Origin of the sequence: Bradyrhizobium sp. UFLA03-84 (genome assembly GCF_002289535.1) — a bacterium.
GTDB classification, from domain to species: domain Bacteria; phylum Pseudomonadota; class Alphaproteobacteria; order Rhizobiales; family Xanthobacteraceae; genus Bradyrhizobium; species Bradyrhizobium viridifuturi.
Genome location: NZ_NSJY01000019.1, coordinates 165345 through 190692 on the forward strand (window position 1 = coordinate 165345; position 25348 = coordinate 190692).

General features: G+C 66.0%; 24 protein-coding genes. 10 read left to right on the forward strand and 14 right to left on the reverse strand.

Features of this window, described 5'->3' with window-relative positions; translation table 11 throughout:
- Window positions 1-162: 162 nt before the first annotated feature.
- Window positions 163-2808, reverse strand: a complete 2646-nt coding sequence (gene ligD, locus CK489_RS38410; RefSeq protein WP_095735975.1) for a DNA ligase D — start codon at window positions 2806-2808, stop codon at window positions 163-165.
- Window positions 2809-2914: 106 nt separating this feature from the next.
- Here ligD and ku point away from each other — a divergent pair, with 106 nt between their 5' ends.
- Window positions 2915-3796 carry a non-homologous end joining protein Ku gene (gene ku / locus CK489_RS38415; protein WP_095736075.1) on the forward strand — a complete coding sequence of 294 codons (882 nt, stop codon included), beginning with the start codon at window positions 2915-2917 and terminating at the stop codon, window positions 3794-3796.
- A gap of 150 nt (window positions 3797-3946) precedes the next feature.
- Here ku and CK489_RS38420 read toward each other — a convergent pair whose 3' ends face one another.
- From CK489_RS38420 to CK489_RS38450, 7 genes are all read right to left on the reverse strand, one after another.
- Window positions 3947-4189, reverse strand: coding sequence for a DUF6496 domain-containing protein (locus CK489_RS38420; RefSeq protein WP_095735976.1), 243 nt, complete (start codon window positions 4187-4189; stop codon window positions 3947-3949).
- 54 nt (window positions 4190-4243) lie between these two features.
- The gene (locus CK489_RS38425) at window positions 4244-4933 is read right to left on the reverse strand and encodes a response regulator (protein WP_095735977.1); all 690 of its coding nucleotides are present in this window, start codon (window positions 4931-4933) and stop codon (window positions 4244-4246) included.
- A complete protein-coding gene (locus CK489_RS38430) occupies window positions 4930-7635 on the reverse strand; it encodes a DUF4118 domain-containing protein (protein WP_095735978.1) in 2706 nt (901 codons plus the stop codon). Before CK489_RS38430 ends, CK489_RS38425 begins: the two co-directional genes overlap by 4 nt.
- A gap of 39 nt (window positions 7636-7674) precedes the next feature.
- Window positions 7675-8280, reverse strand: a complete 606-nt coding sequence (locus CK489_RS38435) for a K(+)-transporting ATPase subunit C (RefSeq protein ID WP_050626727.1) — start codon at window positions 8278-8280, stop codon at window positions 7675-7677.
- Between the two features lie 12 nt (window positions 8281-8292).
- Window positions 8293-10404: a potassium-transporting ATPase subunit KdpB gene (kdpB, locus tag CK489_RS38440; RefSeq protein WP_050626726.1), complete on the reverse strand. Its 2112-nt coding sequence runs from the start codon at window positions 10402-10404 to the stop codon at window positions 8293-8295.
- 24 nt (window positions 10405-10428) lie between these two features.
- Entirely contained in the window at window positions 10429-12132 is a 1704-nt protein-coding gene (gene kdpA, locus CK489_RS38445; RefSeq protein WP_095735979.1) for a potassium-transporting ATPase subunit KdpA, read from the reverse strand.
- 119 nt (window positions 12133-12251) lie between these two features.
- On the reverse strand, window positions 12252-12341 hold the full coding sequence (locus CK489_RS38450; protein WP_016846764.1) for a K(+)-transporting ATPase subunit F: 90 nt from the start codon (window positions 12339-12341) through the stop codon (window positions 12252-12254).
- Between the two features lie 505 nt (window positions 12342-12846).
- Between CK489_RS38450 and CK489_RS38455 the strand changes: the two genes are divergently transcribed.
- The 6 genes from CK489_RS38455 (at window position 12847) to CK489_RS38480 (ending at window position 17183) form a co-directional block, all read left to right on the forward strand.
- Window positions 12847-13308 carry a hypothetical protein gene (locus tag CK489_RS38455; protein WP_050626724.1) on the forward strand — a complete coding sequence of 154 codons (462 nt, stop codon included), beginning with the start codon at window positions 12847-12849 and terminating at the stop codon, window positions 13306-13308.
- 13 nt (window positions 13309-13321) lie between these two features.
- On the forward strand, window positions 13322-13597 hold the full coding sequence (locus CK489_RS38460; RefSeq protein WP_095735980.1) for a hypothetical protein: 276 nt from the start codon (window positions 13322-13324) through the stop codon (window positions 13595-13597).
- Window positions 13598-13711: 114 nt separating this feature from the next.
- Window positions 13712-13966 (forward strand): hypothetical protein, encoded by a 255-nt coding sequence (locus tag CK489_RS38465; RefSeq protein WP_095735981.1) that lies wholly within the window; start codon window positions 13712-13714, stop codon window positions 13964-13966.
- 8 nt (window positions 13967-13974) lie between these two features.
- Entirely contained in the window at window positions 13975-14916 is a 942-nt protein-coding gene (gene dapA, locus CK489_RS38470) for a 4-hydroxy-tetrahydrodipicolinate synthase (protein WP_095735982.1), read from the forward strand.
- A 111-nt stretch (window positions 14917-15027) separates the two neighbouring features.
- Window positions 15028-16425 carry an NfeD family protein gene (locus CK489_RS38475; RefSeq protein WP_095736076.1) on the forward strand — a complete coding sequence of 466 codons (1398 nt, stop codon included), beginning with the start codon at window positions 15028-15030 and terminating at the stop codon, window positions 16423-16425.
- Complete coding sequence (locus CK489_RS38480) at window positions 16422-17183, forward strand: slipin family protein (RefSeq protein WP_050626722.1); 762 nt, start codon at window positions 16422-16424, stop codon at window positions 17181-17183. The genes CK489_RS38475 and CK489_RS38480 overlap by 4 nt, the downstream gene beginning before the upstream one ends.
- On the opposite strand, the gene CK489_RS38485 is transcribed toward CK489_RS38480, so the two are convergent.
- Complete coding sequence (locus CK489_RS38485; RefSeq protein WP_095735983.1) at window positions 17153-17344, reverse strand: hypothetical protein; 192 nt, start codon at window positions 17342-17344, stop codon at window positions 17153-17155. The genes CK489_RS38480 and CK489_RS38485 overlap by 31 nt on opposite strands.
- A 1-nt stretch (window position 17345) precedes the next feature.
- Window positions 17346-17615 (reverse strand): hypothetical protein, encoded by a 270-nt coding sequence (locus CK489_RS38490; RefSeq protein ID WP_095735984.1) that lies wholly within the window; start codon window positions 17613-17615, stop codon window positions 17346-17348.
- Window positions 17616-17867: 252 nt separating this feature from the next.
- On the opposite strand from CK489_RS38490, the gene corA reads away from it, so the two are divergent.
- The 3 genes from corA to lon all read left to right on the forward strand — a co-directional run bounded on the left by corA (window position 17868) and on the right by lon (window position 21857).
- A complete protein-coding gene (gene corA / locus CK489_RS38495) occupies window positions 17868-18884 on the forward strand; it encodes a magnesium/cobalt transporter CorA (protein WP_095736077.1) in 1017 nt (338 codons plus the stop codon).
- 176 nt (window positions 18885-19060) lie between these two features.
- The gene (locus CK489_RS38500; protein ID WP_050626719.1) at window positions 19061-19468 is read left to right on the forward strand and encodes an Hsp20/alpha crystallin family protein; all 408 of its coding nucleotides are present in this window, start codon (window positions 19061-19063) and stop codon (window positions 19466-19468) included.
- Between the two features lie 10 nt (window positions 19469-19478).
- On the forward strand, window positions 19479-21857 hold the full coding sequence (lon, locus tag CK489_RS38505) for an endopeptidase La (protein WP_095735985.1): 2379 nt from the start codon (window positions 19479-19481) through the stop codon (window positions 21855-21857).
- Window positions 21858-22117: 260 nt separating this feature from the next.
- Here lon and CK489_RS38510 read toward each other — a convergent pair whose 3' ends face one another.
- From CK489_RS38510 to mobB, 4 genes are all read right to left on the reverse strand, one after another.
- Window positions 22118-22396 (reverse strand): hypothetical protein, encoded by a 279-nt coding sequence (locus CK489_RS38510; RefSeq protein WP_050626717.1) that lies wholly within the window; start codon window positions 22394-22396, stop codon window positions 22118-22120.
- 85 nt (window positions 22397-22481) lie between these two features.
- Window positions 22482-24134, reverse strand: coding sequence for an OFA family MFS transporter (locus CK489_RS38515; RefSeq protein WP_095735986.1), 1653 nt, complete (start codon window positions 24132-24134; stop codon window positions 22482-22484).
- A gap of 322 nt (window positions 24135-24456) precedes the next feature.
- On the reverse strand, window positions 24457-24726 hold the full coding sequence (locus CK489_RS38520; RefSeq protein WP_095735987.1) for a sulfurtransferase TusA family protein: 270 nt from the start codon (window positions 24724-24726) through the stop codon (window positions 24457-24459).
- Between the two features lie 58 nt (window positions 24727-24784).
- Window positions 24785-25312 carry a molybdopterin-guanine dinucleotide biosynthesis protein B gene (mobB, locus tag CK489_RS38525; RefSeq protein ID WP_095736078.1) on the reverse strand — a complete coding sequence of 176 codons (528 nt, stop codon included), beginning with the start codon at window positions 25310-25312 and terminating at the stop codon, window positions 24785-24787.
- Between the last annotated feature and the right edge of the window lie 36 nt (window positions 25313-25348).

The window sequence follows — 25348 nt, forward strand, 5'->3', positions numbered from 1 at the left end:
GGTGCGAGTTGCATCCTTACCACCTCTACGACTGTCATCACCCGCGAAAGCGGGTGATCCAGTATTCCAGAGACATCAGCGATGGAATCGCGGGGTGCTGGATACCCCGCTTTCGCGGGTATGGCGAGGTGAGTTAACGACACGAACCCGCCCAATAACAGGCTACTGCGCCGCGAGCTTCTTCATCGCAGCCTTGATCGACGAGGCCGCATCCTCATAACCGTCCCAGGCCTTGGTCTTGGCGAGCAGTGCCGGCACGGAGCGGACCGTGTATTTCTTCGGATCGAGATCGCCGCGCACCTGCGGCCAAGTCAACGGCATCGACACCGTCGCGCCCGGCCGCGCCCGCGGCGATAGCACCGCAACCGCAGTCGAGAGCCGGTCGTTGCGCAGATAGTCGAGGAAGATCTTTCCGGTGCGCTTCGCCTTCGACATGTTGATCAGATAGCGCTCGGGATCATCCTGCGCCATCCACTGGCAGATGCCCTGCGCGAAGCCCTTGGCCTCCTTCCACGTCACCCTGTCCCGCGCCCCTGACAGCAGCGGCGCCACGACGTGAAGGCCCTTGCCGCCGGTGGTCTTGCAGAAACTCTCGAGGCCGACCGCGGTCAGCCGCTGGCGCATGTCCTTGGCCGCGTCGACCACATCGGAGAACGCAACGTCGGGCGCCGGGTCGAGATCGAACACCAGCCGGCCCGGCGTGTCATAGGCATCGGGCGCGCAGTTCCAGGGATGCAGCTCGAGGCCGCCGAGCTGCGCGACCGCAGCGAGGCCCTCGACCTGGTCGATCTGCAGATAGGGCTTGCGATCGCCGGACACCTTGGCGAGCTTCAGCAGCTTCGACGTACCGGCCATCGCGTGGCGCTGGAAGAAGGTCTCGCCCTTGATGCCGTCGGGCGCGCGCACGATCGAGCACGGCCGGCCCTTGAGATAGCCGATCATCCATTCGCCGACCGCCTCGAAATAATTGGCGAGGTCGAGCTTCGTCACCGGCGCGCCGTCGCCGGCGTCGGGCCAGAGCGCCTTGTCCGGGTGGGAGATCGCGACGCCCATCACCGTACCGGATGATTTCCCTTTCGCCATCGGCTTCACCACTCTGGTTACGACCGGCCGTTCGGCCTCGACCTCATGCGCCGGCTTGTCCTGGCGCAGGCCTTTGAACGCGGCCTGGCGGATATTGCCGGCGTCGGTCCAGCCGGCGAACTCGATCTCGGCAACCAGCTCGGGCTTCAGCCAGTGCACGTCGCGGGTCTTCTTCGGCGCATCCTTGCCGCCGAACGGGCTGGTATCGGATGCGGCGGCCTTCAGCGCCGGCATGATGCGGCGAACGGTGTCCTGCCCGAAGCCGGTCCCGACGATGCCGACAAAGACGAGATGCTCGCCGCGATAAACACCGGCCATCAGCGAGCGGAATTTGCCGTTGGTGGTCTTCCAGCCGCCGAGCACCACCTCGTGGCCGGCGCGAACCTTCGCCTTGGTCCAGTCGTCGGATCGGCCGGACCGGTATGGCCTGTCGAGCCGCTTGGAGACGATGCCTTCCAGTCCGAGCTTGCGCGCGGACTCCAGCACGGCATCGCCGTTCTCCTCGAAATGCTCGACATAGCGGATCAAGGGATTCCTGCCCTTGCGCGCCGCGAGCAATTTCTGCAGTCGCGCCTTGCGCTCGGCAAGCGGCAACGGGCGCAGATCCTCGTGGCCTGCAAACAGCAGGTCGAACGCGTAGAAGATCAGTTGATCGGTCTTGCCGTCGGAGAGCGCCGCCTGCAGCGTCGAGAAATGCGGTATGCCCTTCGCGTCGATCGCGACGATCTCGCCATCGATCAGGACGTCCGGCAGCTTGCCGGCCTCCTTCACGATCGCGCCGAACTTGTCGGACCAGTCGAGCCCCTTGCGGGTCTTCAGCTCAGCCTCGCCATTCTCGACGCGAAGCTGCACGCGGTAGCCGTCGAACTTGATCTCGTGGCACCAGCCCGCTGCCTTCGGCGGGCTCTCGACCGCGGCGCAGAGCTGCGGCGCGACGAAGTCCGGCATGTCGGACACCTGCTTCGGCTGCGCCTTTGGCGGCGCCTTCAATTGCGCCTTCAGTTTTGCCTTCGGCGCCGGCGCCTTCGTCTTGGCGCGCGCGTCCGCAGCCATGCCGTGATTGGAGTGCCAGACCGCATCTGCTTTGGCCTTGCCGTTGCCCTTCCCGTTCCCCCTGGCCAGCATGAACGGCTTCGGCGCCCGGCCCTTGCCGGCCGCGATCTCGGCCATCGAGCGGCCGGAAGCGACCGAGCGATCCTCGTCGAGGATCGCTTCGCCGTTGCCGTCCACCGCATACTCGTCACGGTGCTTGATCAATAGCCAGTTGGTGCGCTTGCCGCCGAAACGGTCGTTCTTCATCCGCACCAGCACCCAGCTGCCGCGCAGCTTGTCGCCGTGCAAGGTGAACTTCAGGTCGCCCTTCTTGAAGCCACGCTCGGGATCGTCGGATTCCCAGGTGCCGCGATCCCACAGCTGCACGGTGCCGCCGCCATACTGGTCCTCGGGAATGGTACCTTCGAAATCGCCGTAGTCGAGCGGATGATCCTCGACCTCGACTGCCAGTCGCTTGTCATGCGGATCGAGCGAGGGCCCTCGCGTCACCGCCCAGGATTTGAAGACGCCGTCGAACTCCAGCCTGAAATCATAATGCAGCCGCGTCGCGTCATGCTTCTGGATCACGAAGCGCCGCTGCTTGCTCGGCGCGACCTTGACGTCACCCGACGGCTCGCTGGTCTTCTCGAAGTCGCGCTTCTTGCGATAGGTGGTGAGATTTCTCAGCGACACGTGCAGGCCTCGGCGCAAACGGCGGCCGCCGCCCCGGCGCGGCCATCAGGAACCAAAACCTACGGTATCCGTTCAAGTTCCAAACTCAAGCTGTTTGGAGACGATCATGGCTGCTCCCCGCGCCTACTGGAAAGGCACGCTCAAGCTCTCGCTGGTGTCATGCCCGGTGGCGCTCTATCCGGCCTCGACCACGGTGGAGAAAACCCGCTTCCACATGATCAACCGGGAGACCGGCAACCGGCTGAAGCAGCAGATGGTCGATGCCGAGACCGGCGACGTCGTCGAGGGCGACCAGAAGGGCCGCGGCTACGAGGTGAGCAAGGGCAAGTATGTCGAGATCGAGAAGGACGAGCTCGAGGCAGTCCAGATCGAGAGCAATCACACCATCGATATCGACGCTTTCGTGCCCGAGGGCGAGATCGACAAGCGCTACCTCGACCACCCCTATTACATCCGGCCCGACGGCAAGTCCGGCATCGACGCGTTCGCGGTGATCCGCGACGCCATGAAGGACCAGGACCGCGTCGCATTGGCGCGGATCGTGCTGACCAACCGCGAGCACGTGATCGCGATCGAGCCGCTCGACAAGGGCATGCTCGGCACCACCCTGCGCTACCCCTATGAGGTGCGCGACGCCGACGACTATTTCGACGACATCAAGAGCCCGAAGGTGACCAAGGACATGATCGAGCTCGCCGGCCACATCCTCGACAGCAAAGCCGCGCATTTCGACCCGTCGAAGTTCAAGGACGAGTATGAGACCGCACTGAAGGCCCTCGTTCGCCGCAAGGCCGCCGGCAAGCCGATCAAGGCCGCCGAGCGCGAGGAGACGCCGAGCAATGTGGTGAGCCTGATGGACGCCTTGAAGCAGAGCTTGAAGGACCGCAAGGGCGGCGCAAGGCGATCCACGGCGCGCCGCCCGGCCTCGCATCGCCGCGCGGCGAAGAAGGCGCATCGCTCGAGCGCGCGCCGGCGGAAGGCGGGGTGAGACCTATCCCCCGTCATTGCGAGGAGCGAAGCGACGAAGCAATCCATCGTTCCGAGCGTGGAGAGATGGATTGCTTCGCGGAGCCTGTCATCCGGCGGCGCTTCGCGCCGACCGGGTGGCTCGCAATGACGACAGGATACGTTTGGCGTCCTACTTCTTGTTCGAGCTCTTGCGCTTCTTGGCAGTCTTCCGCGTCTTCGCGGTCTTCTTCTTGGACGCCTTCTTCGGCACCCTCTTGCCCTCGGCGCGCGCTTCCGAGAGGCCGATCGCGATCGCCTGCTTGCGGCTCGTCACCTTCTTCTTGGAACGGCCGCTGCGTAGCGTCCCGGCCTTGCGCTTCTTCATCACACGCTCGACATCATCAGATGCCTTCCGCGAGTACTTTCTTGCCATGGCTTCTCTCCCGATAAGGGAGAACAAGCCTCGATCGGAGCGAAGGTTCCGAAGCTAATCGCCCGCGCGCAGCCGATAGCCGATGCCGGTTTCGGTCAGCACGAATTGCGGACGCTCGGGGTCGGCCTCGATCTTCTGGCGGAGCTGGCGCACATAGACCCGCAGATATTGCGCGTCGGTCAGCTCGTCCCACAATTCCTTCAGCAGGAAGCGATGCGTCAGCACCTTGCCGGCGTGCTGCACCAGCACCCGCAACAGGTCATACTCCTTCGGCGACAGCTTGATCTCCTTGTCGCCGACCTTGACGATCCGGCGCACCAGGTCGACCGAGAGATCGCCGGAGCGGAACACCGGGCGCTCGCCCTGCACCTGCAGCTGATGCCGCAGCGCCGCGCGCAGCCGCGCCAGCAATTCGTCCATGCCGAACGGCTTGGTCAGGTAGTCGTCGGCGCCGAGATCGAGCGCCTGTACCTTGCCGGCCTCGTCGCCGCGGCTCGACAACACCACGATCGGCACGCTCTCATTGCGACCGCGGATCATGCGCAGGAGATCATGGCCCTGGATGTCGGGCAGGCCGAGATCGAGGATGATCAATGCCGGTCCTTCGGCCAGCATTTCCAATGCCATCTTGCCGTTGGAGGCCTCGAGGATGTCATAGCCCTGCGTGCTCAGCCCCATCCGCAGCAGCTTGCGGATCGGCGGCTCGTCGTCGATGACCAGGACCTTGATCGGCGTTGCGTTCATGCGGCAGTGTCCAGCGCGTTGGTGTCCGCCGGGATCGGCAGGCGGATGGTGATGACGGCGCCGCTGCGGTCGGAGCGGTTGGCCGCCGCGATCGTTCCGTGCATCGCCTCGACGAAACCGCGCGAGATCGCCAGCCCAAGGCCGGTGCCCGGGCGTACATGGTCGCCCTTCTCGGCGCGATAGAACTTGTCGAACACGCTTTCCAGCTCGGCGGCCGGAATGCCATTGCCCTCGTCCAGGATCTGGAGCGCCACGGCGCCGCGCTCACGGCTGCCGCGGATCGAGATCGTGGTGTCGGAAGGGGCGTATTTGGCGGCGTTGTCGAGCAGGTTGAACAGCACCTGCTCGAACAGCACGGCGTCGAGCTCCAGCATCGGCAAATCGGCCGCGAGTTCCAGCGACACCCGGTGATGGACCAGGATCTTGGCCGCCCTGCGCAGCGCGCTGCCGACGATTTCGCCAATATCGTGCCGCGCGGTGTTGGGCACGATCGCACCGGACTCCAGCTTGGTCATGTCGAGCAGGTTGGCGATGAAACGATTGAGCCGCTCGGATTCGTCGATCACGGTGGCGAGCAGATCATGCTTCTGGGCATCGCTCAAATTGGCTTCGAGATCGCGCAGCGCCGAGGCTGAGCCGAGCACCGAGGCGAGCGGCGTCTTGAGGTCGTGCGAGATCGAGGTCAACAGCGCGCCGCGCAGTCGGTCGGACTCGACCGTGCGCTTGACCCGGTCCATGTCCTCGACCAGCAGCACGCGCTCGATCGCGAGCGCCCCCTGGTCGACGAGCGCATCGAGCAGCCGGCGCTGGTCCGGCGTCAGCAAGGGCCCGGTGCGGTCGTCGTCGATGCCGATCACCCCGATCGGGCCGCGGCCGGTGCGCATCGGCAGGAACAGCCGCTTGCCACCCGGCAGCGTGTCCGATCCGCGACCGGCCGGGCGGTCGTTGCCCCAGGCCCAGTTGGCGGCGGCGAGGTCGGCCTGATCGAGCTGATCTTCCGGCGGATAGCCGCTCTTGACCGTCAGCATGCCGCCCTCCGGCAGCAACAGCACCACGCGGACCTTGAGCATCAGCGCGATCTGGTAGGCGGTCGCCCACAGCACGTCGTCGAGCGTCGCGGTGCCCGCGAGCTTGCGGCTGAAGGCGTAGAGCGATTCGGTGGTGCGGACCCGGCCGATCGCGGTGTCGGCCTGGGTGCGCACCCGCGCCGCGACATTGGAGACGATCAGCGCGATCAGCATGAAGAAGAAGAACGCCGCAACGTTGGTCGGGTCGGTGATGGTGAAGGTGTAGACCGGCGGCAGGAAGAAGAAATTGTAGCACAGCGACGCCGCGACGCTCGCCAGCAGCGACGGCCACAGGCCGTAGCGCGCCGCGGCGCCGACCACCGCGGTGATGAAGACGAGGTCGACATTCTCGATGCCGAAGAACGGCTGGATCAGCTTGGCGGCGCCGAGCCCGATCGCCGTCAGCAGCAGCGCCATCAGGTAGGGCTGCGGCTTGAACGGCTCCTGCCGCTGCGCAGTCTGCACTGCCGCCTTGCCGACCGGCAGCTCGTCGCCGGCGATCACGTTGACGCTGATATTGCCGGCCCGGCGCACCAGATCGTGCACCACCGAGCCGTGCGTCAGCTCGAACCAGCGCGAGCGCGTCGACTTGCCGATGATGATCTGGGTGACGTTGTTGGCCTGGGCGAAATTGATGACGTCGTCGGCGATACGGCGACCGACGCCGGGCAGCGTCAGCGCCTCGCCGCCAAGCGATTCAGCAAGCCGCATGGTGTCGGCGAGCCGGTCGCGCTGCTCGTCGGTCAGTTGCAGGCTGCGCCGCGTCTCGATGCTGACCGCGGTCCACTGCGCGTGCAGCCGGTCGGCCAGGCGCTTGGTGTAGCGCACCAGGCCCGCGGCACGCGGGTCCTCGCTGAGGCAGACAAGGATGCGCTCGCCGGCGGCCCAGGGGCCCTGGATCGCATTGGCCTGCATGTGGTTGAGCAGCTGCTCGTCGACCCGCTCGGCGGTGCGGCGCAGCGCCAGCTCGCGCAGCGCAGTCAAATTGCCGGGAGAGAAATAGTGCTCCAGCGCCCGCTCGGCCTGCTTGGGCACATAGACCTTGCCCTCCTTCAGCCGCTGGATCAGATCGTCGGGCGTGAGGTCGATCAGCTCGATGGCGTCTGCGCGGTCAACCACCGAATCGGGGACAGTCTCGCGCACCCGCACATGGGTGATCTGCGCGACGACGTCGTTCAGGCTCTCGATGTGCTGGATGTTGATCGCGGTGTAGACGTCGATGCCGTGCGACAGCAACTCCTCGACGTCGAGATAGCGCTTGGGATGCCGGCTGCCCGGCGCGTTAGTGTGGGCCAGCTCGTCGACCAGCGCCAGCTGCGGCCGCCGCGCGATCAGGGCGTCGAGGTCCATCTCCTCAAGCGTCTGGTAGCTCAGCCGCTTCCGCGGTATCACTTCGAGGCCCTTCAGCAGCGCCTCGGTCTCCGCCCGCCCGTGGGTTTCGACCACACCGACCACGACGTCGACGCCCGCCTTGAGGCGGGCGTGGGCGCTCGAGAGCATCTCGTAGGTCTTGCCGACGCCGGGTGCGGCGCCGATGAAGATCTTCAGCCGCCCCGATCGATCGGTCTCGCGACGCGCTGCCTCAAGCAACGCATCCGGCGAGGGTCGTTTATGGGGGTCACGCTGATTGGCCATACCGCAATATAGTCATCCTGCGAGAGCGGGCCTACTCCCCTATTTCGGCTTGGCCGCGTCGAGTGCGAGGTTGAGCGCAAGAACGTTAACGCGGGGCTCACCGAGCACGCCGGCGAACCGGCCCTGGGTGTTCTGCGTCACCAGCTGACGCACCGCGTCCTCGGACATGCTGCGCGCCTTGGCAACCCGCGGCACCTGGAACAGCGCGGCGTCCGGCGAGATGTCGGGATCGAGCCCGCTGGCCGAGGTGGTGACGAGATCGACCGGCACGCTGGCGGACGGATTCTCCGCCTTCAGCTTCTCGACATCCTCCTTGACCCGGTCGTTCAGCGCCTTGCTGGTCGGACCGAGATTGGAGCCGCCGGAATTGGCCGCGTTGTAGGGCGCCGGCACGGTCTTGGAGGAATCGTTCGGATCGGGCGCGACCGTCGCTGACGGCCGGCCGTGGAAATACTTCTCCTCCTTGAACTCCTGCCCGATCAGGGCGGAGCCGATGACCTTGCCGTCCTTCTCGATCAGGCTGCCTTGCGCCTGCTTCGGGAAGATCGCGCCGGCGATCGCCGTCATGGCGAGCGGATAGGCAAGCCCCGTGATCGCGGTCAGCAGCACCAGCACGAGGATGGCGGGACGAATTTCTCTCAACATGATTGCGGCTCCTTAAGCCAGGCCCAGGGCGGCGACGATGAGGTCGATCGCCTTGATGCCGATGAACGGGATGATGATGCCGCCGAGGCCATAGATCATCAGGTTGCGACGGAGCAGCGCGCCGGCGCCGACCGCGCGATACTTGACGCCCTTCAGCGCCAGCGGAATCAGCGCGATGATGATCAGCGCGTTGAAGATGATCGCCGACAGGATCGCGCTCTGCGGGCTGGCCAGATGCATGACGTTCAGCACCTGGAGCTGCGGATAGAACGCGAGGAACATCGCCGGGATGATCGCAAAGTATTTTGCGACGTCGTTGGCGATCGAGAACGTGGTCAGCGCGCCGCGGGTCATCAAGAGCTGCTTGCCGATCTCGACCACCTCGATCAGCTTGGTCGGGTTGGAGTCGAGGTCGACCATGTTGCCGGCCTCGCGGGCAGCCTGCGTGCCGGTGTTCATGGCGACGCCGACGTCGGCCTGCGCGAGCGCCGGCGCATCGTTGGTGCCGTCACCGCACATCGCGACCAGCTTGCCCTTGGACTGCTCGTCGCGGATCAGCTTGAGCTTGTCCTCCGGCGTTGCCTGCGCCAGGAAGTCGTCGACACCGGCCTCGGCCGCGATCGCGGCCGCGGTCATCGGGTTGTCGCCGGTGATCATCACGGTGCGGATGCCCATGCGGCGCAGTTCGGCGAAGCGCTCGCGGATGCCGCCCTTGACGATGTCCTTGAGATGCACGACGCCGAGCAGCTTGCCGTCCTTGGCCACCGCCAGCGGCGTGCCGCCGGCCTTGGCGATCTCGTCGGCAATGGTCTGGATCTCGCGCGCCTCCGCGCTCATCGTCGCAGCGACCGAGCGGATGGTGTTGCCCGAAGCGACGGTGCGGGGCTCGCCGCCGTCGATATAGGCGAGGATGGCGTCCACCGCACCCTTGCGGACCGAGGACGCGCCGGCATCGATGCCGCTCATCCGGGTCTGCGCGGTGAACGGCACGAAGGTCGCGGCCAGCTCATGCATGTCGCGGCCGCGGATACCGTACTTCTCCTTGGCGAGCACCACGATCGAGCGGCCCTCCGGCGTCTCGTCGGCCAGCGAGGCGAGCTGCGCCGCGTCGGCGAGGTCCTGCTCGGAGACGCCGCGGATCGGGCGGAACGCGGTTGCCTGGCGGTTGCCGAGCGTGATGGTGCCGGTCTTGTCGAGCAGCAGCGTGTCGACGTCGCCGGCGGCTTCCACCGCGCGGCCGGACATCGCCAGCACGTTGAAGCGCACCAGGCGGTCCATGCCGGCGATACCGATCGCCGACAGCAGCGCACCGATCGTGGTCGGGATCAGGGTGACGAACAGCGCCACCAGCACCACGACGGAGATCGAGCCGCCGGCATAGGCCGCATAGCTCGGGATCGTCACGGTCGCGAACACGAAGATGATGGTGAGGCCCGCCAGCAGGATGTTGAGCGCGATCTCGTTCGGCGTCTTCTGCCGCTCGGCGCCCTCAACCAGCTTGATCATGCGGTCGATGAAGGTCGAGCCCTGCGCCGCGGTGATGCGGACGCGGATCCAGTCCGACAGCACCTGAGTGCCGCCGGTGACCGCCGAACGGTCGCCGCCGGATTCGCGGATCACGGGCGCAGACTCACCTGTAATCGCGGCTTCGTTGACCGAGGCGACGCCTTCGATCACCTCGCCGTCGGACGGGATGTTGTCGCCGGCCTCGACCAGCACGATGTCGCCGACCTTCAGCGAGGTGCCCGGCACCATGCGGAAGGTCCGGTCGGTGCCGGTCAAGAGCTTGGCCTGGCTCTCGGTGCGGGTCTTCTTCAGCGACTCCGCCTGCGCCTTGCCGCGGCCTTCGGCGACCGCCTCGGCGAAGTTGGCGAACAGCACCGTGAACCAGAGCCAGAGGATGATCTGGAAAGTGAAGCCGAGATTGGCGTTGCCGGTGACGAGGTCGCGCACGAAGATCAGGGTGGTCAGCGCCGCCACGACCTCGACCACGAACATCACCGGGTTCTTCGCCATCAACCGCGGATCGAGCTTGACGAACGCCGACTTGATCGCCGGCACCAGGATCTTCGGGTCGAGCATGGTCGACGCCGTCACCTGCTTCTGCAGTCTTGTGGTTTCCATGGATGTCACTCCGGACATATCAGATCAAAACAGGGTGTTGGCGTTCATCGCGAGGTGCTCGACGATCGGCCCGAGCGCCAGCGCCGGGAAGAAGGTCAGACCGCCGATGATCAGGATCACGCCGATGACGAGGCCGACGAACAGCCCGCCGGTGGTCGGGAAGGTGCCCGCCGAGGCCGGGATCGACTTCTTCTCGACCAGCGAACCTGCAATGGCCATCGCCGGCACGATCATGAAGAAGCGGCCGACGAACATCGCCGACGCCAGCGTCAGGTTGTAGAACAGCGTGTTGCCGGTCAGTCCCGCGAACGCCGAGCCGTTGTTGCCGGTCGCTGAGGTATAGGCATAGAGCACCTCGGTGAAGCCGTGCGGGCCGGCATTGGCCATCGAGGCCACCGCCGACGGCAGCACGACGCCGACCGCGGTCCAGCCGAGATACATCAGCGGCAGGACCAGGATCGCGAGCATCGCCATCTTGACCTCGCGCGCCTCGATCTTCTTGCCGACATATTCCGGAGTGCGGCCGACCATCAGGCCGGCGACGAAGATCGCCAGCACGACGAACAGCAGCATGCCGTAGAACCCGGCGCCGACGCCGCCGACGATGACTTCGCCGAGCTGCATGTTGATCAGCGGGATCATGCCGCCGAGCGCGGTGAAGCTGTCATGCATGGCGTTGACCGCGCCGCATGACGCGGCTGTGGTGATCACGGCGAACAGCGAGGACGCGACGATGCCGAAGCGCACCTCCTTGCCCTCCATGTTGCCGCCGGTGAGGCCGAGCGCCTGCAACGCCGAGGTGCCGTTGGCTTCCGCCCAATAGGTGACGGTGACGCCGGCGATGAACAGCAGGCCCATCACGGCGAAGATCGCCCAGCCCTGGCGTTCGTTGCCGACCATGCGGCCGAACACGTTGGTCAGCGCCGCGCCGAGCGCGAAGATCGAGACCATCTGCACGAGATTCGACAGCGCGGTCGGGTTCTCGAACGGATGCGCGGCGTTGGCGTTGAAGAAGCCGCCGCCATTGGTGCCGAGCATCTTGATCGCCACCTGCGAGGCGACCGGTCCGAGCGCGATGGTCTGCTTGCCGCCTTCCAGCGTGGTGGCGTCGACATAGGCGCCGAGCGTCTGCGGCATGCCCTGCCAGACTAGGAACAGCGCGTAGACGATGCAGATCGGCAGCAGCACATAGAGCGTGCAGCGCGTCACGTCGACCCAGAAATTGCCGACCGTGCGCATCGACGAGCGGGTGAAGCCGCGGATCAGCGCCATCGCGAGTGCGATGCCGGTCGCCGCCGACAGGAAGTTCTGATGGGTGAGGCCCAGCATCTGGACCAGATAGGACAGCGTGCTCTCGCCGCCGTAGTTCTGCCAGTTGGTGTTGGTGATGAAGGAGATCGCGGTGTTGAAGGAGAGATCCTCGGCAACCGCCGTCTGTCCGGCCGGGTTGAACGGCAGCACCGCCTGCAGCCGCATCAGGCCGTAGATGAGCGCAAAGCCGCCGACATGGAACAGCAGCATGGCGACCGTGTAGGTCAGCCAGTGCTGCTCGCGGCGCTCGTCGACGCCGCCGACCCAGTAGATGCCGCGCTCGAGCGGGCGCAGCACGGGGGACAGGAAGGTGCGCTCGCCATTGAACACGCGGGTCATGTACCAGCCGAGCGGTTTGACCAGCGCGATCACGATCGCGCAAAACAGAAGTATTTGAATCCAGCCGATGACGGTCATCGCGTCAAACCTTTCGAATGGGAACGAAGCGCAGCAGCGACGCGAACAGGCCGAGCAACAGCCCGGTCAGCACCGCGTCGGCCAACAGAATTGTGCAAAGCGCTGACATCGCGGATCGCCTAGAAGCGTTCGGGCCGCAGCAACGCGTAAGTGAGGTAGAACAACAGGCCGAGCGAGACGAGGCCGGCGAGCGAGTAATCGAAGATCATCGCCGCCTCCGTTACAGCCGTTCGCAGGCGTAGGCGTAGCCGATGCCGGCCGCGAAGAAGCCGATCGCCAGCGCCGCCATGAGAATGTCCATCATGAGAGACTCCTATGCGTCCGAGGGGCGCGGGCGGCCGTATAGCCGACCCGCACCGGATGACCGTGAGGTGCCACCCGGGGCATAGGTTTTCGAGAGGTCGCGCATAAGGACGTTATAGGAATCGTATAAGTGCCACGCCGCTCTCCGCTGTCGTCCTGGCGCAAGCCAGGACCGAAACGCCGCGGCCTCAGGAAGGGGCACGCGGCAAGACATTGAGCCGGCAACCAACGGCGATGGTTATGGGTCCTGGCTTTCGCCAGGACGACAGGAGAGGTTCCATCTTTATGGAATCCCTATATCTCCGCCCCCTCCTTCATCTCGTTTTCCAACGGGCATCGGGACCATTTTGGGCCTGCGGCCAATGCCTTGAACCACTCCTTCCGGGGCCGCGCGTATGACGAGATGACGCCATGTCCGTGCTATCGCAAAACACCACCGACCTCGGCGAGCGGCTGCGCGACGCCTATGCGGTGTCGGCCGAGTTCATGGCCGACATCATCAGCCAGACCTGCCGGCGCTTTCCCTCGGTCGGACAGGGCGGCAAGACCTCCCGCGTCGAACGCCTGATCCAGTCCGGCGCCTGGACCGACGCCGCGATCGCACTGCTCGACCTCGAGCTGCCGCAATGGCAGATCCGCCGCCTGGTCTATGACGAGGGCGAGTGGCACTGCGCCTTGTCGCGCGAACGCGAGCTTCCCGACTGGCTCGACCAGTCGATCGAAACCCACCACACGGATCTCGCGCTCGCGATTCTCTCCGGCTTCGTCGAGGCGCAGCGGATCTCGACGCCCGAAAATCGCACCAGCGTGCCCACCGTCCGTCGTGACACGCGTTCGCTCTACGAGCCGCTGCTGGTCGACAATATCGGCTGACGGCGGCGCAATCGTGAACACGAAGCAATTGCCGCGACAGCTGCAATCGGTCCAGGTCATGGTCCGGTTCGGCTTCCGGCTCGCCATCATGATCGGCTTTGCCGTGTTCGCCGGCACAGGCTTCGGCAGGGGCCTCGTCACGCTGCTCTGGATGTCGGCCGTGATCTGTGCGCTCGCAGGGCTGTTCAAGCGCGAAATGCCGTTTGCCGCAAACCTCAATCACTGGGACGAGATGACCGCCTATGTCGCGCTGTGCGCGCTCGGCACCGGCCTCGTCCAGCACATCTGACAGCCTCCCTCAAATCCTATGCCGCTCCTATGAAGTCGGCCGTCCTCCGCGCTCGATTTCATATCCGGCACAACAGACATTGATCGCGTGACTTCCACTTGAAGGACTCCATCCGTGAAACTCGTCGAACCTCCCTCGTGTAGCGCAACGTCCACCATCGTCTTCATCGGCCGCAACCAACGCGGCCAGTGGGTCGCCCAGCAACAGAACGGCCTCTATGGCGGCCTGTTCGTCAACCGCGCCCAAGCCGTCAAATACGCGCTGTTCGAGAACGGCCAGCACCCCGAAATGATCGTCGAGCTGTCGCGTGAGATCGAGCTCGATATCAGCGGCGAGACCGCACCCCTCCCCGCAAGCCGCGTGGCCTGAGCCACCCGATGATCTCGAAGACAACATCGAGATGGCTACCGACGGCTGATTCGGCCGAATGGCTGTCGGGCTTCATCCCCGATCTTCCAACCCCCTTCAACCACCGGGACGAAATCGATACCGACGCGTTCGGCCGGCTGTGCGAGCGCCAGATCGCAGCCGGCGCCACGGCGCTGGTGGTCGGCGAGACCGCCGGCGAAAACGCGACGCTGGCGCCCGCGGAACGCGTGCAGCTGGTCGGCCTTGCCGCCCGTGTCGCGCGCAAGCGGGTGCGGATCGTCGCCGGCGCCGGATCGAACGCGACGGATCGCGCCGTCGCGTTCACAAGGGCCGCGGAGGCCGCCGGCGCCGACGCCATCATGTCGGTCGTGCCGTATTACAACAAGCCGATGCCGCAGGGCATCGCGGCGCATTTCCGCACTGTTGCTGCGGCCACGACGCTGCCGGTGATCCTGCACGACATCCCGTCGCGGACGGTGAAGGGCCTCGCGGACGAGACGCTGCTCGAGCTCGCCGCATCGCCGCGGTTTGCGGGATTGCGCGACGGCAGCGCCGACGTTGCCCGCCTCGCACGGCTGCGCTCACGCCTGCCCGCGCGATTCCGGATGCTGACCGGCGACGACAGTTCATCGCTCGCCTGGCTCGCGGCCGGTGGCGACGGCTGCATCTCGACCGTGGCCAATGTCGCGCCCGATCTGTATGTCGCCGTCTACCGGCATTTCCGCGCCGGCCGGCTCTTTCAGGCGCGCGAGCTGCACCAGCGGCTGGCGCCGCTCGCAGCCCTGCTCGAGCGAGAGCATCCGGCTGCGCTGAAATTCGCGCTGGCGCTATTGGGGTTCATGCAGCCGGCGACGCGGCTGCCGATCGTGCAACTGGGTGCAGCTGACAAGGCCGAGGTCGCCCAGGCGATGGCGATGCTTGCCGACGAATATCTCGCGGCGGCGCAGTGAGCCCGTCGAGCCATCGCAATGCACAATGGCGAGGGCCTGCTTCAACGTGACACCGCGTCATATTGAGGTTCCGGAACCGCGCCCCATATCAACCGCAAGGGAGTGCTTGCCGTGCAGACCTTCAAGGCGGCTCTCGTTGTGGCGACCGCACTGGTCGCTCTGGTTGTTTCGATCGGTCCCGGTGCGGCCGCGGACAGCAACCGCCTTGCCCTGACCATTTCCATCGATGGCGCGATCGGGCCGGCATCGGCCAGCTACGTCAAGGACGGCTTGGCGAAGGCGGCCGAGCGTCATGCCGAGGTCGTCATCCTGCGCCTGAACACGCCGGGCGGTCTCAGCACCAGCATGCGCGAGATCATCACCGACGTGCTGGCCTCGCCAATTCCGGTCATCGGCTATGTCGCGCCCTCCGGCGCCCATGCCGCGAGCGCCGGGACCTACATCCTCTATGCAACCCATCTCGCGGCCATGGCGCCCGGCACCAATATCGGCGCCGCGACGCCGGTGCAGATCGGCGGCCCGTTGCCGGGACTGCCGGGCAGCACCCCGGACAAGGACGGCAAGGACCAGAAGGACGGCGGCAATCCGTCCGCGACCAAGGACGCCATGACGGCAAAGGTGACCAATGACGCCGTCGCCTTCATCCGCAGCCTCGCCGAACTGCGCGGTCGCAACGCCGACTGGGCCGAGAAGGCGGTCCGCGATGCCGCCACCCTCTCCACCAACGCTGCGTTGCAGGCCAGTGTCATCGAATTCACCGCGCACGATCCGGCCGACCTGCTCAGGCAGGTCGATGGCCGGACCGTGGAGCTCGCCGGCGGCAAGACGCATACCTTGGCGACCAGGGATGCCGTGATCGAGGCCGTCGATCCCGGCTGGATCGCGCGCGCTCTTGCAGTCATAACCGACCCCAACATCGCCTTCGTTCTGCTGATGGTCGGCATCTACGGCCTGATCTTCGAGTTCATGTCGCCGGGTGCCGTCGCGCCCGGCGTGGTCGGAACGATCTGTCTGCTGCTCGGCCTCTACGCGCTCAACATGCTGCCGATCAACTACGCCGGCTTCGGCCTGATGCTGGTCGGCATCGCGCTGCTCGCGATCGAGGCCTTCAACCCGACCGTCGTGATCGGCCTCGGCGGCATCGTCGCCTTCGTGCTGGGAGCCGCGATGCTGTTCAGGATCGAGGCGCCCGGATACGCCCTGTCATGGCCGCTGATCGGCATCGTCGCCGCGATGTTCACCGGGCTGATCCTCGTCGTGCTCGGCGCGCTGCGCCGGGCGCGCCGCGGCCCGGTCCGGACCGGCGCGCAGGCCATGCGCGGGCTATCGGCCGAAGTTATCGACTGGTCCGAGACATCAGGTCACGTCTTCACCAATGGCGAACGCTGGCAAGCGCGCGGCACCGAGACGTTCCGGGCGGGAGAGATGGTCGAGGTCGCCAGCATCATCGATTTGACGCTGGTGGTGCGGCGTGCGCCGGCATCCGCCGGCGAAGGAGGTACAGCATGATGCTTGATTATTTCACGTATGGCGCGGTCGCGCTGCTCGTGATCATCTTCCTGACCCAGGCGGTGCGCGTGCTGCGCGAATACGAGCGCGGCGTCATCTTCACGCTCGGCCGCTTCACCGGGGTGAAGGGCCCGGGGCTGATCATCCTGATCCCGGTGGTGCAGCAGCTCGTAAAGGTCGATCTCAGGGTGATGGTGCAGGTGGTGCCGCCGCAGGACGTGATTTCCCGCGACAACGTCTCGGTCAAGGTCAATGCCGTGCTCTACTTTCGCATCGTCGATCCCGAGCGCGCCATCATCAAGGTCAGCGACTACATGTCCGCGACCAGCCAGCTGGCGCAGACCACGCTGCGCTCGGTGCTCGGCAAGCACGAGCTCGACGAGATGCTCGCCGAACGCGACAAGTTGAACGCCGATATCCAGGAGACCCTCGACAAGCAGACCGACGTCTGGGGCATCAAGGTCACCGCGGTCGAGATCAAGGACATCGACATCAACGAGACCATGGTGCGGGCGATCGCCAAGCAGGCCGAGGCGGAACGGCTGCGGCGCGCCAAGGTGATCAATGCGATGGGCGAGCAGCAGGCCGCCGAGAAGCTGGTCGAAGCCGGCCGGATCCTCGCCCAGGAGCCGCAGGCGATGCAGCTCCGCTATTTCGCGGCGCTGCATGACATCGCCGGCGAGCGCTCCTCGACCGTGGTGTTTCCGCTGCCGATGAACCTGCTCGATCACCTGACGCGGCGCAGCGAGGCCACCTGACCTCGCTGATGCTTGGCCCGCCAGGCCGGACCCGGGCCACGCATGTAGTGCGCCTCGGGCCGGTAGCCGCCGATCGGCTCCTCGCCGATCCAGGCCAGGAATTTGAGCAGCCCTTCCGCAGCGCTGCGCAGCAGGGCAGCGATGAATGACGCCGCGCGCATCTCAATAGTCCCACTTCTCGCCGAGCACGGCCGGCGTCCGCGGATATCTCTCGGCGTCCCCGCCGGGCATGCCGAGGTGGGTCCGCGCCCACTCCTCATGGCCACGATGCAGCAACAGCTCGTTGCGCAGCCGGTGGATCTTGGCGGCGGCGATCGCGCGGTGAACAGTCCTGAAGGCCGCGCCGATCCGCCGGATCGTCCGCTTCAGGACCGGGCTCACAGCGCCGGCCGAACTGCGCGGCCGGACGTCGTGCAAATGGAGCAAGGTCATGTCCCACCTTCCTGTTGGCGACGCGCGCGAGCGCACCGCGTCATGGCGAAAGATGCTGGGACGGCCGTAGGAATTCGAGAGGGCGCACCGCGATGCGGCATAGGAGCCGCATAAAGACCGGCCGGCCGCCGTGAGGCGCCGACCCGCGGAACACGACGCACCGGCGCGTGTTGACCAGCTTCCATTCGGTGCTAGCCTTTTGATTGCGAATTGTCGTCACGCGGGTCGATGACCGCGTCGAGGGTGAGGACCATGAACCTCGGATCGCCCAATCTCGCATCCGCCGCGCCCGTCCAGTCCGATGGCGTGATCGCAGCAGGCGTCTATGTCGAGGGCCGACGCGTCGCCAATATCGCGATCGACGAGGCCGCGAGCTGGCGCAACAAGCCGGATCACGTGGTGTGGATCGGCCTGCACGAGCCCGACATGGCGCTGCTGAGCCGCCTGCAGCGGCAATTCCAGCTGCACGACCTCGCGATCGAAGACGCCGATCACGCGCATCAGCGGCCGAAGATCGAGCAGTATGGCGACGCGCTGTTCATCGTGGCGCGCACCGCGCAGCTCGAGGGCGAGAGCATCGCCTTCGGCGAGACGCACCTGTTCGTCGGCGAGGGATACATCGTCTCGGTGCGCCATGGCGCCTCGACGTCCTACGCGCCGGTCCGCGAACGCTGCGAGAGCTGTCCGCGCGCGCTCGCCCGCGGCGAGGACTACATCCTCTATGCCATCCTCGATTTCATCGTCGACAACTACTCGCCGGTGCTCGAGACGATCCAGGACGAGGTCGAGAGGATGGAGGCCGAGGTGCTGGCGAGCGCGATGACGCGGGCGCAGATCGAACGGCTCTATCTGCTGCGACGCGACCTGCTGCGGCTGCGCAACGCGGTCGGCCCGCTTGTGGAGGTCTGCCGCAGGCTGGAGCGCGACCACTTGCCGATGGTGCGCGAGACCATGCGCCCGCTGTTCCGCGACGTCACCGACCACGTCCGCACCATCCAGGAACGGATCGACTCGCTGCGCGAGGTGCTCGCATTCGCGTTTGAGGCAAGCCTGCTGGTCGGCCAGGCGCAGGAAACGGCGATCTCCAAGAAGCTCGCCTCCTGGCTTGCGATCGTTGCCGTGCCGACCGCGGTGGCCGGCATCTACGGCATGAATTTCAAGTACATACCGGAGCTGCAATGGGAATACGGCTATTTCGTCGTGATGGGCCTGATGGTGGCCGCATGCGGTGCGCTGTTCTGGCGGTTCAGGCGCTCCGGCTGGCTGTAGGCTGCGATCAGATCAAGCACCGTGGCCCGGGGGCGGAATGCAGCAGCGCATCGCGGTCGTGCTGCAAATCGCGGGATTTCGGACAATTTTACCCTCGGTGAGCCGCGCGAGGGGCCGGTTTACGGTCGGCTGCAAGACCGGTAACGTTGCCTCCCAACACGACGTGGAGAGTGCCGATGCGGCCCAAGGATCAGATCAACTGGATGCTGACGGATGCGATCGAGGCGCTCGCCCGCGCCGAACGGTTGCACCAGAGCTTCCTCAATTTGCACCCGCGCGCGGGCACCAGCGAGCCGAGCTGGGAACCGCCGATGGACGTGATCGAGACCGAGGAGGAGATCCTGATCCTGGTCGCGCTGCCCGGGGTCGATCCCGACGAGGTCGAGGCCGCGCTTGACGGCGGCACGCTGGTCATCTCCGGCCGCCGCACCCTGCCCTCCGAGCTCCGCAACGCCCGCATCCTGCGCCTCGAATTGCCGCAGGGCCGCTTCGAGCGCCGCATCGCGCTGCCGACCGGCCGCTACACCATCAGCCGCTTTGCCGCGCATGGTTGCGTCGGCCTGCGACTCGGAAAATCGAGCTGAGGATTTCGACATGGCTGCATCAGACGTTTCAAGCCCGGCATCGACTTCGGCGCCGATCCCGAGCGACGCGATGATCATCGTGCCCGTCCGCAACACCGTGCTGTTTCCGGACGTCATCGTCCCGATCACGATCGCCCGCGCGACCTCGATTGCCGCCGCCCAACAGGCCGTGCGCGAGCAGCGGCCGATCGGAATCCTGCTGCAGCGCGATCCCGAGACCAACGATCCCGGCCCGGACGGGCTCTACCGCGTCGGCACCGTCGCCAACATCGTTCGCTACATCACCGGCGCCGACGAAAGCCATCATCTGGTCTGCCAGGGCGTGCAGCGCATGCGCGTGCTCGACTATCTGCCCGGCACGCCGTTCCTCGCGGCGCGCGTGCTGCAGATCCCCGAGCCCACCACGACCTCGCCCGAGATCGAGGCGCGCTTCCTCAATTTGCAGCGCCAGGCGCTGGAGGCCGCGCAATTGCTGCCGCAAACGCCGCCCGAATTGATCGCCGCGCTGCAGGGCACGACCTCGCCGGCAGCCCTCGCCGATCTCGCGACCTCCTACATGGACATCAAGCCGGCGGAGAAGCAGGACATCCTCGAGACCATCGACCTCGTGGCGCGGATGGACAAGGTCTCGCGCCACCTTGCCGAGCGGATCGAGGTGCTGAGGCTGAGCCAGGAGATCGGGCAGAAGACCAAGGCGGTGTTCGACGAGCGGCAGCGCGAGGCCATCCTGCGCGAGCAGATGGCGACGATCCAGCGCCAGCTCGGCGAAGGCGACGGCAAGGCCGCCGAGGTCGCCGAGCTGACCAAGGCGATCGCCGAGGCCAAGATGCCGCCGGAGGCCGAGAGCCAGGCGCAGAAGGAATTGCGCCGCTACGAGCGGATGCCGGAGGCCGCGGCCGAATCCGGCATGGTGCGCAGCTATCTGGACTGGCTGATCGACCTGCCCTGGAGCCTTCCGGAGGAGAAGCCGATCGACATCGCGGAAGCGCGCAAGATCCTCGACCAGGATCATTACGGCCTCGAGAAGATCAAGAGCCGCATCATCGAGTACCTCGCGGTGCGCAAGCTCGCGCCCGGCGGCAAGGCGCCGATCCTCTGCTTCCTCGGACCGCCCGGCGTCGGCAAGACCTCGCTCGGGCAATCGATCGCGCGCGCGATGTCGCGGCCGTTCGTTCGTGTCAGCCTTGGTGGCGTGCATGACGAGGCCGAAATCCGCGGCCATCGCCGCACCTATATCGGCGCGCTGCCCGGCAACATCATCCAGGCGATCAAGAAGGCCGGCGCGCGCAATTGCGTGATGATGCTGGACGAGATCGACAAGATGGGCCGCGGCATCCAGGGTGATCCGTCGGCCGCGATGCTGGAGGTGCTCGACCCCGAGCAGAACGGCACCTTCCGCGACAATTATCTCGGCGTGCCGTTCGACCTGTCGCGCGTCGTCTTCATCGCCACCGCCAACATGCTCGACGGCGTCCCCGGGCCGCTGCTCGACCGCATGGAGCTGATCAGCCTCGCCGGCTATACCGAGGACGAGAAGCTCGAGATCGCCAAGCGCTATCTGGTGCGTCGCCAGCTCGAAGCCAATGGCATCAAGGCCGAGCAGGTCGAGATCGACCCGGACGCGCTGCGGCTGATCATCCGCAGCTACACCCGCGAGGCCGGGGTCCGCAACCTCGAGCGCGAGATCGGCAAGGTGCTGCGCAACGTCGCGGTGCAGATCGCCGAAGGCAGCACCAGCCACGTCACGATCGCGCCGAAGGACATCGTGTCGCTGCTCGGCCAGCCCAGGTTCGAGAACGAGATCGCGCAACGCACCAGCATCCCGGGCGTCGCGACCGGTCTTGCCTGGACCCCGGTCGGCGGCGACATCCTGTTCATCGAGGCCTCGCGCATGCCGGGCCGCGGCGCGCTGATGATCACCGGGCAGCTCGGCGACGTGATGCGCGAGAGCGTGCAGGCCGCGCTGACGCTGGTGAAGAGCCGCGCCGTCCCGCTCGGTATCGACCCTGCGGTGTTCGAGAAGAACGACATCCACGTCCACGTTCCCGCCGGCGCGACGCCAAAGGACGGTCCGAGCGCAGGTGTCGCGATGTTCACCGCCCTCACCTCGCTGCTGACCGACCGCACCGTGCGCAGCGACACCGCGATGACCGGCGAGATTTCGCTCCGCGGCCTCGTGCTTCCGGTCGGCGGCATCAAGGAGAAGGTGGTCGCCGCCGCGGCCGCGGGCCTGACCCGGGTGATGCTGCCGGCGCGCAACAAGCGCGACTTCGACGACATCCCCGCCGGCGCCCGCGCCAAGCTGGAGTTCATCTGGCTCGAACGTGTCGACGACGCAATCGCCGCAGCGCTCGAGCCCGCCAAGGCGACGCCCGCCGCGGCGGAGTGACGGCCGACCGAGGGAAACACTCCGCGTCGATCATATCGCCCGGGGCTTACCCCTCTCCCCAAAACCCTCCCCCGCAAGGGGGAGGGAGCCGGGAAGCGTGCTCACCTCACTGCCGTCCGTGCGAAGCGTTGCGTTGTGCGTGTGTAAGGGAGTCCGAGGCGGAGGGGTTCCCTCCCCCCTTGCGGGGGAGGGTCAGGGAGAGGGGTGCCGCACGGCGTGCTCTCTCAGCTCAATCCTCGACGCATTCAGAGCGGTGTCGCTCAGCTCTTCCCCATGCATTCTTCGATGTAGAACCAGCGGTCGTCGCCGGTCAGCCCCTTCTGCTTCACTTCCTTGCGGCAGGCCTTGAGCTTCGGCTTGTTGGCGCGCCACTGCGCCTTCATGGCCTTCAATTTCTCCATCGTCAGCTTGATCTTCGACGGCTTGGCCGTGGTGGTGGCGGCCGGTGCCGGCGCAGCCGGCGCCGCGGTCTGGGCCGACGCGGCATGGAGACCGACTGCGAGCAGCGCGGCGGCAAGGCAAATCCGGGTACGAAACATTGAAATCCCCCAATTCCATTTCTGTTGAATAAAGCGAACGCCGCAGGCGCCGGGAACCGGCGGCCCGCGGCGATGATCGTCGCGATCAGAGGATTTTGACCGCGCTGAGCAGCGTCATGTAGATGCCCCATGCCAGCGGAATGCCGACGAACAGCCAGAACAGCGCTGCCCGGCCGTCAAGGCCGCCCTTGCCGATGCCGAACGAGCCGCTCGGTCCGGCGCCGGCGCTCGCGGTCGCCGCCTGCAGCTTGGCGACCTCGGCGTCGCTCATGTGCCACTTCGGATCGACCGGCTTGATCATGTAGTTGCAGATGAAGCCCGCGATCAGCATGGCGCACAGGATGTACATCGTCGTGTTGTAGAGCTGGTCGCGCGGCACGCCGGCGGCGAGCTGGAATTCGCGGATGTAGTTCACCACCACGGGGCCGATGATGCCCGCGGTCGACCACGCCGTCAGCAGACGGCCGTGGATGGCGCCGACGAACTGGGTGCCGAACATGTCGGCGAGATAGGCCGGCACGGTGGCGAAGCCGCCGCCATACATCGACAGGATGATGCCGAAGCCGAGCACGAACAGCAGCTTCGATCCCATCACTGCGAAGGTCGGCGCCAGCGCGTAGAGCACGATGCCGAGCACGAAGAACGTATAATACGTGTTCTTGCGGCCGATCTTGTCCGACAGCGAGGCCCAGAAGAAGCGGCCGCCAATGTTGAACAGCGACAGCAGGCCGGCGAAGCCGGCGGCGATCGCGGCGATCTGCGCCTTCTGCGCGGCGTCAAGCCCGTTGAAGGGTACGTTGGGCAGCCCGATCAGCTTGCCGGCGAAAATCTCCTGCAGCATCGGCGAAGCCATGCCGATCACGCCGATGCCCGCCGACACGTTCAAGCACAGCACCCACCAGATCAGCCAGAACTGCGGCGTCTTGTGCGCGTTGTCGAGATGGACGTTCTTGGTGGAGATCATCGCATTGGTCTTGGACGGCGGCGTCCAGCCATCCGGCTGCCAGCCGGATGGCGGCAGGCGATAGCGGAAGGCGCCGATCATCATGAACACGAAATAGATCACGGCCATCGTCAGGAAAGTCTCCCAGACACCGACCGAGGTGGGCGTCTTGAAGTAAGTCATCAGCTTGTCGGCCAGCGGCGCGCCGATCATCGCGCCGCCGCCGAAGCCCATGATCGCCATGCCGGTCGCCATGCCGCGACGGTCCGGGAACCATTTCACCAGCGTCGACACCGGCGAGATGTAGCCGAGGCCGAGCCCGATGCCGCCGATCACGCCGGAGCCGAGCCACATCAGCCACAATTGGTGGGTGATGATGCCGATCGCGCCGAGCACCAGGCCGCCGCACCAGCACAACGCAGCGACGAAGCCGGCCTTGCGCGGTCCGACCTTCTCGAGCCAGCCGCCCCACACCGCCGCGGAAACGCCGAGCACGACGAAGAACAGCGTGAACATCCAGCCGAGGCTCGCGACCTTCCAGTCGCAGGTCGTCGTGAACAATTCCTGCAGCAGCGAGATATCGGGGCACGCCTTCGGCGCGGTCAGCCCGATCGCGCGCGACAGCGGCAGCCAGAACACCGAGAAGCCATAGGCCATGCCGATGCACAGATGGATGCAAAGCGCGGCCGGCGGCACCAGCCAGCGGTTGAAGCCGGCGGTCGCGATCGTGTGTTCCTTGTCGAGGAAACCTGCGCCTGCCGCGGATACGCGTCCGGCGCTGCTCACTGCGGTCATTGATACCTCCCCTGCAGCCGCCATGACGTCCGGCGCATCTGCGTCTTCGATCCCGTCTCAGCCCTTGCGGCCGCCGTCAGGCAGCTGCGCCGCACATTCCCTCGATGCGCCGGGACCAACCACGCGCATTCCGGAAATGTTAACCCCCAATACGATCGGATATGCCAAGTCGTGCAGCCTGAACTGAACGCAGGCCGGCCGCTGTCCGCCGATGTACCCCACATCCAGGCACGACTTCACCTCCGCAACCCGCCGGAGATTATCAATTCGCGCAGAATGGAAAATAGGTGTCGATAGGCAAATGGTAGATATCAAGCAGCATCTAGCGCGTACGCGGCGCTGCAGCATTTGAAATATCTATCGTCCCATTCGCCTTCTCGATCAGGAAAACGATCCGGACATCGCTTCGTTCGGTGATCTCGACCTTGTCGCCGGTCTCCTGGATCAGGGCCGGGATATCGATCACCGAAAGCGGATCGGTGCAGTGCACTTCGAGGAAATCTCCCGCCGTCACGCTCCTGAGGGCCTTGCGCGTCTTCAGCGCGGGCAGCGGGCACTTCAGCCCGGTAAGATCGAGTTTGGTCGTCGTCATGGCGCGACCATGGCGAAGCGGCTGCGCATCGTCAACGGCGGCGCCCTCCCCACCCTGTTCAGCTTTCGGCCGCGGCCGACGCAAGTACTTCGTCGACCGGAATTGCCGAACGCAGCATCAATTCGGCCACGTCCTCGATGTCGTCGAGGTGCGCGACCGGCAGCGTGGTTTCGACCGCGACGTCGCTGGCGATCCCGACCACGCGCGAATCGTCCGGGAACAGCAGCGGCTTGCCGTTGGCGGCGCGATACACCTCGATCTTGCTGACCGGTTCGCGCTTGAATCCCTCGACCACCACCAGGTCGACGGGGGCCATCTTGGCGAGCAATTCCGGCAGCCGCGGCTCATTGGCGCCGCGCAGCTCATGCATCAGCGCCCAGCGCCGGGTCGAGGACACCAGCACCTCGGTCGCGCCGGCCTGCCGGTGCACCCAGGAGTCCTTGCCGGGCACGTCGACATCGAATTCGTGATGGGCGTGCTTGATCACGGAGACGCGCAGGGCCCGGCCCAGCAGAAAGGGGATCACCCGCGACAGCAGGGTGGTCTTTCCGGCACCGCTCCACCCCGCGAGGCCAATCACTTTCATCCGCGTCTCCGAAGCCATCTAGCGTCCAATGCTGCT